The sequence below is a fragment of the Belliella filtrata genome, assembly GCF_022549775.1.
Classification (GTDB): Bacteria; Bacteroidota; Bacteroidia; order Cytophagales; family Cyclobacteriaceae; genus Belliella; species Belliella filtrata.
This window is the reverse complement of the sequence record NZ_JAKZGP010000110.1, coordinates 1-7,584: the sequence shown is the minus strand read 5'-3', so window position 1 is coordinate 7,584 and position 7,584 is coordinate 1. Positions and strand designations below refer to the sequence as shown.

5 protein-coding genes and 1 pseudogene are annotated in these 7,584 nt (G+C 36.5%); 4 read left to right on the top strand and 2 right to left on the bottom strand.

The window, feature by feature from the left end; genetic code table 11:
* Positions 1 to 157 precede the first annotated feature (157 nt).
* From MM239_RS20395 to MM239_RS20385, 3 genes are all read left to right on the top strand, one after another.
* A complete protein-coding gene (locus MM239_RS20395) occupies positions 158 to 844 on the top strand; it encodes a TlpA family protein disulfide reductase (RefSeq protein WP_241350176.1) in 687 nt (228 codons plus the stop codon).
* Between the two features lie 25 nt (positions 845 to 869).
* The gene (locus MM239_RS20390; RefSeq protein ID WP_241350175.1) at positions 870 to 4,070 is read left to right on the top strand and encodes a SusC/RagA family TonB-linked outer membrane protein; all 3,201 of its coding nucleotides are present in this window, start codon (positions 870 to 872) and stop codon (positions 4,068 to 4,070) included.
* Between the two features lie 182 nt (positions 4,071 to 4,252).
* Positions 4,253 to 5,596, top strand: a complete 1,344-nt coding sequence (locus tag MM239_RS20385; RefSeq protein ID WP_241350174.1) for a RagB/SusD family nutrient uptake outer membrane protein — start codon at positions 4,253 to 4,255, stop codon at positions 5,594 to 5,596.
* A gap of 204 nt (positions 5,597 to 5,800) precedes the next feature.
* Here MM239_RS20385 and MM239_RS20380 read toward each other — a convergent pair whose 3' ends face one another.
* Positions 5,801 to 6,088: a hypothetical protein gene (locus MM239_RS20380; RefSeq protein WP_241350173.1), complete on the bottom strand. Its 288-nt coding sequence runs from the start codon at positions 6,086 to 6,088 to the stop codon at positions 5,801 to 5,803.
* A 310-nt stretch (positions 6,089 to 6,398) separates the two neighbouring features.
* Positions 6,399 to 6,752 carry a MauE/DoxX family redox-associated membrane protein gene (locus tag MM239_RS20375; protein WP_241350172.1) on the bottom strand — a complete coding sequence of 118 codons (354 nt, stop codon included), beginning with the start codon at positions 6,750 to 6,752 and terminating at the stop codon, positions 6,399 to 6,401.
* A gap of 389 nt (positions 6,753 to 7,141) precedes the next feature.
* Between MM239_RS20375 and MM239_RS20370 the strand changes: the two are divergent.
* A pseudogene (locus MM239_RS20370) lies at positions 7,142 to 7,279 on the top strand (IS1595 family transposase); the annotation flags it as partial.
* Positions 7,280 to 7,584 lie beyond the last annotated feature (305 nt).

Genomic DNA, 7,584 nt, shown 5'->3' with positions numbered 1-7,584 from the left:
CAAAAACACAAAAACTGGTTTAATTAAAAAAAAGAATTCCCTGGAAACAGGGTCATGGGAATCCTATGTCTATTTTCTAAAGCAAATTGATCAAACTACTTCAATTATTTAAAATCGGAATTGCTGTGATTCCAACTCATTGATTGAATCTTCAATTATGGCCTCTCCTCGATATATGGATTTCTTAGTGAAATTAGCAATTGTTAATGCAAGAGTGAATGGAGGTAGGGCTATTGATCACATGCAAAGCTATACGCCACTTTTGAGAGATCGGCTTATGACAAAATATATTGCTGATAATCTAAAGAGACTCCCTGATTCGGAATTTTTATTGAATAGGGTGATGTCTGCAGTTGATGATCCTTGGGCATTGAAAACATTGCAAGAGCTGTACTTGGCACAACATGCAGGGGAAGAGTTTTTAGATGTGGAGCTTGAGAATGAAAAGGGGGAGAGAATTCATATTTCAAGTTTCAAAGGGAAAGTATTGGTTTTAGACTTTTGGATTACAGGGTGCCGAGCATGTGTAGGGCTTTTTCAATCAACACTCAAGCCTTTACAGGAGCAATTCAAGAAGGGAGGAAATGTAGAATTTATATCAATCTCTGCAGACCAAAATAGAGAGATGTGGCTTAAGAGCCTACATACAGGTAAATACACAGATGAAAATGCTCAAAACTTAAGGATACCAACTAAAGATAACCCTTTGCTATCAAAATATAAAATTCAGAGCTATCCTTCACTCTTGTTAATTGATGAGAATGGTAAACTGCTTAAATCCACGGGGATTCCTACAGAAAAGGAAGGATTAAGCAATGTGATAAAAGAATCAATGGATAATTAAAATTGACCTCAAACAAAAATAAACTATGAAACATTTTATACTACTTTTTCTATTGACAACTAGCATCTTTAGGTTTGCTTATTGCCAAGATCAACAACAGAGCCTTTATAAATTATCAGGTAAAATCATATCTAAGGAAACAGGACTTGAACTTCCTGGAGCAATACTGAAGACAGATGATGGTATTTATGTGGCCGTAACAAATGAAAATGGTGAGTACTCATTAGACTTACCAAAAGGTATCCATAGCTTAAATATTAGCTTTTTAGGATATGATGTTCTTAACCAAAAGATAGAATTGTCATCTGATATTAATCAGAATTTTGTTTTAGAAGAATCAGGTCTTTCTATGGATGCTTACGAAATAGTTTCAACAGGCTATGAATCACTTCCAAAGGAGAGAACTACAGGTTCATTTGTACAAATCGATGAGAAGCTGATCAATAGAAGGGTGAGCACGGGTTTGATTGATAGATTGGAAGATGTAACTCCTGGTTTAGCATTTAGTAGAGGTGCTAATTCAGAAGCTAACCCTTTAACGATAAGAGGAAGAAGTACACTTTTTGGCAACGTCTCACCACTCATAATCATAGACAACTTCCCATATGATGGCAGTTTGGAAGATATCAATCCAAATGATGTAGAAAGTATCACTGTGCTAAAAGATGCCGCAGCAGCAAGTATTTGGGGAGCGAGGGCCGGAAATGGTGTGATTGTCATTACAACCAAGCAGGGAAAGCATATGCAAAAGAACCAAGTTACTTTGGTGAGTAACATTAACTTGATAGAAAAGCCTGACTTGTTTTATAATCCTCAGATGGGGATAAGTGATTTTATTGATATTGAAAGCATGTTATTCAATCAGGGATTTTATAGGTCTCAGGAACTTTCAAATAACCGTCCAGCGCTTTCTCCTGTTGTAGAGACTTTGATAGCTGAGCGAGATGGAAATATCACAGCGACAGAAAGAGATCTACAGATTGATCAATTTAGACAAAGGGATATAAGAAGAGATTTAGAGAAACACTTTTATAGACAATCAGTCAATCAGCAATATCATCTTAACCTTAGGGGTGGCAGTCAATTTCATAGCTATTCTTTAAGTGCGGGTTTGGACAGGAACCTCCAAAATGTGCTTGGGAACGACAATAATAGAATAACGCTTAATTATCAAGAAAATTGGACAGCACTGAACGGCAAACTAAAGCTTGGTACAGGAATTTACTATGTGAAATCAAATGCCATTTCAACCACAAGTGTTCCACAAGGCAGTCCGTATGATCAATTAGTTGACTCAGATGGCAATGGTTTGCCAATTTACAGAAACTACTCTAAAAGATACTTGAGTCAAGTTGAAGGAAGTGGATTACTTGACTGGGATTTCATACCCTATGATGAGATAGGACAGAGAAACGCAAGGTCTGAAAGTCAAGATTTTCGTATGAATACCTCCATTGCCTATGATATCGGAAAAGGTCTACAAGCAGAAGTGTTATACCAGTACTGGGACAATACTTCTGGAAATAGGAACATACGGGATAAAGACTTGTTCGAAACAAGGGATTTAATAAATAGATACTCCCAAAGACTGCCTAATGGTGCATTAGATTTAGCTATCCCTGAAGGTAGTATTCTAGATGTTTCATCTACCAAATCCTACAGTCATAGCGTAAGAGGTCAATTAAGGTATTTCAGAGAGTTTGGTGACCATAAAATTTCATCTCTGGCTGGATATGAAATCAAAAGCATGGAGGCTCTTGGAAGCCAAGCGAGGTATTATGGATATGATGATAATTTGGGGATTAGTTTTCCAGTAGATCACAGGGTTAGGTACCCCATGTATCACAATTCAGGAAGCTTACAAAGTATACCTAGTGGTCAAGGTCATTGGGGAAATATTGACAGATTTGTCTCTTACTATATGAATGCTTCCTATACTTATGCTAACCGTTACACGATAACTGCTAGTGCCAGAAAAGACCAATCAAATTTATTTGGAGTGGATGCCAACAAGAAAGGAGTTCCACTCTGGTCAGCAGGTGCAGGCTGGGTGATCAGTGGTGAAGACTTCTTTAACTGGTCAGCGGTACCTTACATAAAACTTAGAGCAACTTATGGGTATAATGGAAATGTGGATAAAACACTCTCAGCCATGACAACTGCTCGATACACTACTGCAGGAACTACAGCGCCGATACCTGGATTACCGATGGCGTTTATAATTAATCCACCTAACCCTGAATTGAGATGGGAAAAAGTCGGAATCACTAATCTAGGCTTTGACTTTGAAACTAAAGGTGGGATTTTGAGCGGTACTTTTGAATATTTCCTCAAAAATGGAGAAGACCTTATCAGTAACGCACAAATACCAAGTTCAAGTGGTGTTTCACTCTTTAGGGGAAACTTTGCTGCTACCAGATCTGAGGGAATTGATTTAAACCTATCAAGCTTAAATATAGATAGAAGCATAAAATGGAGAACTGATTTTATTTATAGCTTCTTAGAAGAAAAAGTAACAAGGTATGATCAACAAGCTACAGCATTAAATTACTTGAATACCTCTTCATCTGGCCCCATTTTTCCTATGGAAGGCAGACCATTATTCTCAATTTATTCATATGAATGGGCTGGATTGGACCCGATGACGGGAGACCCTCTTGGATTCATTGACGGTGAACCTAGCAATAATTATGTTCAAATCAGCAATAACGCTACACCTGAATCATTGATATACAATGGCTCACAAAGACCAGTTCACTTTGGTTCAATAAGGAATAGTGTAGAATATAGCGGTTTTGAGCTTTCCTTTAATATTTCCTACAGGATGGGATACTATTACAGAAGAAGATCAGTTGATTATTTTTCCTTGCTTCGTGGAGAAATATCTCATGATGATTATTCAAGAAGATGGATGCAACCGGGTGATGAAATGTTTACGAATGTCCCCTCTTTACCGGAAAACAACAATACTTTAAGACATCTATTTTATCAAAACGCTGATGTATTGGTAGAAAGAGGAGATCATATAAGGCTACAAGACATTAGATTATCCTATACACTTATAAATAGCAAAAAAACCAATCTTCCTTTTCAAAGAATAGAATTGTATGGTTATGCAAATAATCTAGGGATCCTTTGGAAAGCAACAGATGATCCCATGGATCCTGATTTCCGTATGATGCGTCCCTTGAGGAGCTTGGCTTTTGGGGTTAAAATAGATTTATAAGGTTTGTAGCTGAGCGATCAAGAGATCAAGCCTCAAATATGATCAAATCGCTAATCTAAAGAGCCAAAATTGATTTCAATCATACCGCTTTAATTGATGCAATTAAGAGTTTCTTATTTAATAACTTGACTGAGTATCTCATTAATTTAAACTTAAAAAATCACAATTAGACAATTATAGATATGTATAATTTCATTAATAAAACATTGATCCTATTACTCTTCGCAATTGGTTCATTAACCAGTTGCGAGGAGTTTCTTGATGCAAAACCTTCTAAGGATTTGGTTGTTCCAGAAACTATCTCTGACTTTCGGGCAATTCTTAATTCAAGTGATATGAACTTAGATGTAATGCTGACGCTGGTTGCATCTGGCGAGTATTATACAACAAAGGGTAACTGGGATGGATACTTACCATGGCAACAGAGGGCCTATCTTTGGCAAGAAGACGTTTTCCAAATAGGCGATTTGGTAAATGATTACAGTTTTCCATATATCATGATTTTCAATGCCAATGTGGTCTTGGAAAGCTTAGAGAGGGTAGAAGCTCCAGAGCATGAGCTTTTGGCTTTGAGAGGAGCAGCATTGTTTTACAGGGCATACGGATATTACAATTTAACACAACTTTTCCTACCGATCGTCAATCAATCGAGCACATATCCTGATGCATTTATCCCTTTAAAATTATTGGCTTCAATTACTGAAAAACCTCAAAAAGGTAATATACAAATGGTGCTTTCACAAATGGAGAATGATTTGCAAGAAGCAATTTCATTATTGCCTGAAGAGTCCACTTATCCGATTCAACCCAATAAAGTGTCCTCACACGCACTATTGGCCAGAATATACTTGTCTCAACAACAATATGAAGAAGCTGGATTTCATGCAGACAAAGTTCTTGAGTTAAAAAGTACCTTGATTGACTATAATGAAATTGACCCGTTACCAAATTTCCCCTTTAGGATTTTTAATGATGAAGTTCTTTTTCATAGTAGAATGCTAGCAAACTCAAGGATAACGAGGTCCTTACTCTCAATCATAGACAATAATCTTTATGCTGAGTTTGATGAAAACGATCTTAGGAGAGCATTATATTTTACTGTTAATCCTGCGGGAAATATTAATTTCTCTGGTAGCTATTCGGGGGATAGTGATTTGTTCTCTGGTTTGGCAACAAATGAAATGTACCTAATCAGTGCAGAATGTAAAGCAAGAATAGGCAATATTCAAGAAGCACTGGATAGGATAAATGAATTGCTTCGGCATCGGTGGAAACAAAATACCTATCAAAATTTGGAAACTGAGTCTGGTCAAGAAGTGTTAAAATTTATATTGAATGAAAGAAAAAAAGAATTAATATTTAGAGGTACCAGATGGGCTGACTTGAAAAGGCTGAATACTGAAGAAGAGTTTGCAGTGGTTTTAAACAGGGAATTAGAAGACGAAACCTATACACTCCTGCCCAATTCTCCAAACTACATCTTTCCAATTCCTCCAGATCAGCTATTGTTGGAAGATTTTCAATAGGACGGTGATTAAGATTGAAGACAAATATGATAATTGGCATTCCATGACTTTTAAAATGTGCCTGAGTTTAAAAATTTAGTTCAACTTCCTGAATTAATTGAATACATGATTTTAGTTTCTAAGAATTGACCTTAAAATAAGAGAGAAGGGGGCTATCTATTTAGCCCCCTTCAATTAATAGCAAATAGGAATAATGCATAAAGATTACACTGCTTCTTCGAGATCACCATTTTTAACAAAAACCCTGTTTGGCTCAGAAATTGGACTTCCTAAACCAAATGGAGCATCATATAAACATTCCGAATTTTGCAATTCATCACAATCATATGTATTAGCTCCTGGAGTTTCATCGGTAACATCATACCAGATACCTGTTAAAGGATCTTGCCCAAAGGCAGGTTCATCTTCAATTTGTGGCAGGCTAAAAGCCAGTGCCATTGTTGCTCCGAGCACTAATCCGAGTGCTGGAAGCAACGAGGTTACTTTTTTCATTTTTGTAAATTTTGTACCAGAACATATATCCCAAATCTTGAGATTGCTCCAGTGGTTTGAATTAATTTAAGTGTCCCTTTTCAGGGAATGGGAATCCTTAGTAGATCGATCATACTATATTCCCGTATGCTACCTTTTGCTAAGCTTGTCTCACTGCCAAGCCTTTGTGAGATAGGGTAGACTTTATAACAACGCATCAAGCGTCCCTGACGGAGCTGTTATTTCTTTGATCCCAGAACCATAGTCCTAGGATGATAATGATTATGCAGCAGCTGTTGAACCAGAAGTGACTTTGCCAACTCATCCTTTCCTATAATCCTGCACAATTGCAGGGTACTCTTGGAAATGCTCCCTGCCAGACAAGACCTACATAGGTGTTGAAGATGGTCATAAGCAAGAGTGAGCCTATCATGCCCCACCACCGAGTCAGGTGGAAGACCAGCATGAGTGCTAAGATCAACTCTATTATTGGTACAGCATAGGCTAAGCTGTCAGCCAATTCGGAAGGGAAAGTTTGGTTATGAAATGCATTCCAGCTTTTCTTCCAGTTTAGTAGTTTGTCTAGGCCAGTATATGTCCAAAGCAAGCTGACTAGAAATGCAATCACAGGGACAATGATCGGTGAATACTTACCTTTCCATATGTTTTGCATGTCTTTTCTCATGTGCCATGGAGGTTGATATATTGACTTAGTTTTTTACCGATCCTTTGATCAACTTTTATTAGTCATCTGTTGGCGTAGCCTAACTTTACTGCCGGGGAATGGACTTGGTATTCATGCATCCATTCCCACAGGATCGGGCAGCTTTATTTCGTACTTCGTTCATATCAAAGCTAGAAAGCGATTTTAATTTTTACAAATGGCAGATAGTCAGCTGTTTGATAAAATGGCTTTTTGATTCCCTAGTTTGATAAAATGGCGTTTTGTTATCCTGATTTCTCAAATTAAAAATTGGATCTCTACTTTTTTTGCTGATAGTTTATTAGATTAATATCTTAATTATAGACTTAAGCTATCAATTGTTGGGTGATAATATAAAATATATATTGGACATTGGCATTTACCACATGGTAACAGAAAAATACCTACAGAATTATCTTAATGAATTTGTCTACAAGCTAAACAGAAGGTATTTTGGTGAAAAGTTATTTGATAGACTAATTATTGCACCTATTCAAACATACGTGTAAGATTTTGGATACTCATAATAGTTAATTCTGAATTTAAGGATTAATTATCTTTAAGTTAGCATTGTATAAATAAGCCAAATAGGGAATCAGAAAATTATTTTAAAATCTGAGGTAATAAATGTAATTGTAGAGACCTGAATTAGATTAGTGAATAGAAATAAAAATGAAATCGATTTCAACCTAGATTCAATCAATAAATGCAACACTAAAGGTTTAAGGAAAGGAACCTAGGTTCCTTTCCTTAGGCTGAAATTAATAAATTAGTGTTGTCATGAATAAATTTAAACATCTCAGCCCAGAACAAA

Coding starts and splice junctions, on each gene's coding strand:
- MM239_RS20395 (WP_241350176.1), top strand. CDS start 158: ATGGCCTCTCCTCGATATATGGATTTCTTAGTGAAATTAGCAATTGTT.
- MM239_RS20390 (WP_241350175.1), top strand. CDS start 870: ATGAAACATTTTATACTACTTTTTCTATTGACAACTAGCATCTTTAGG.
- MM239_RS20385 (WP_241350174.1), top strand. CDS start 4,253: ATGTATAATTTCATTAATAAAACATTGATCCTATTACTCTTCGCAATT.
- MM239_RS20380 (WP_241350173.1), bottom strand. CDS start 6,088: ATGAAAAAAGTAACCTCGTTGCTTCCAGCACTCGGATTAGTGCTCGGA.
- MM239_RS20375 (WP_241350172.1), bottom strand. CDS start 6,752: ATGAGAAAAGACATGCAAAACATATGGAAAGGTAAGTATTCACCGATC.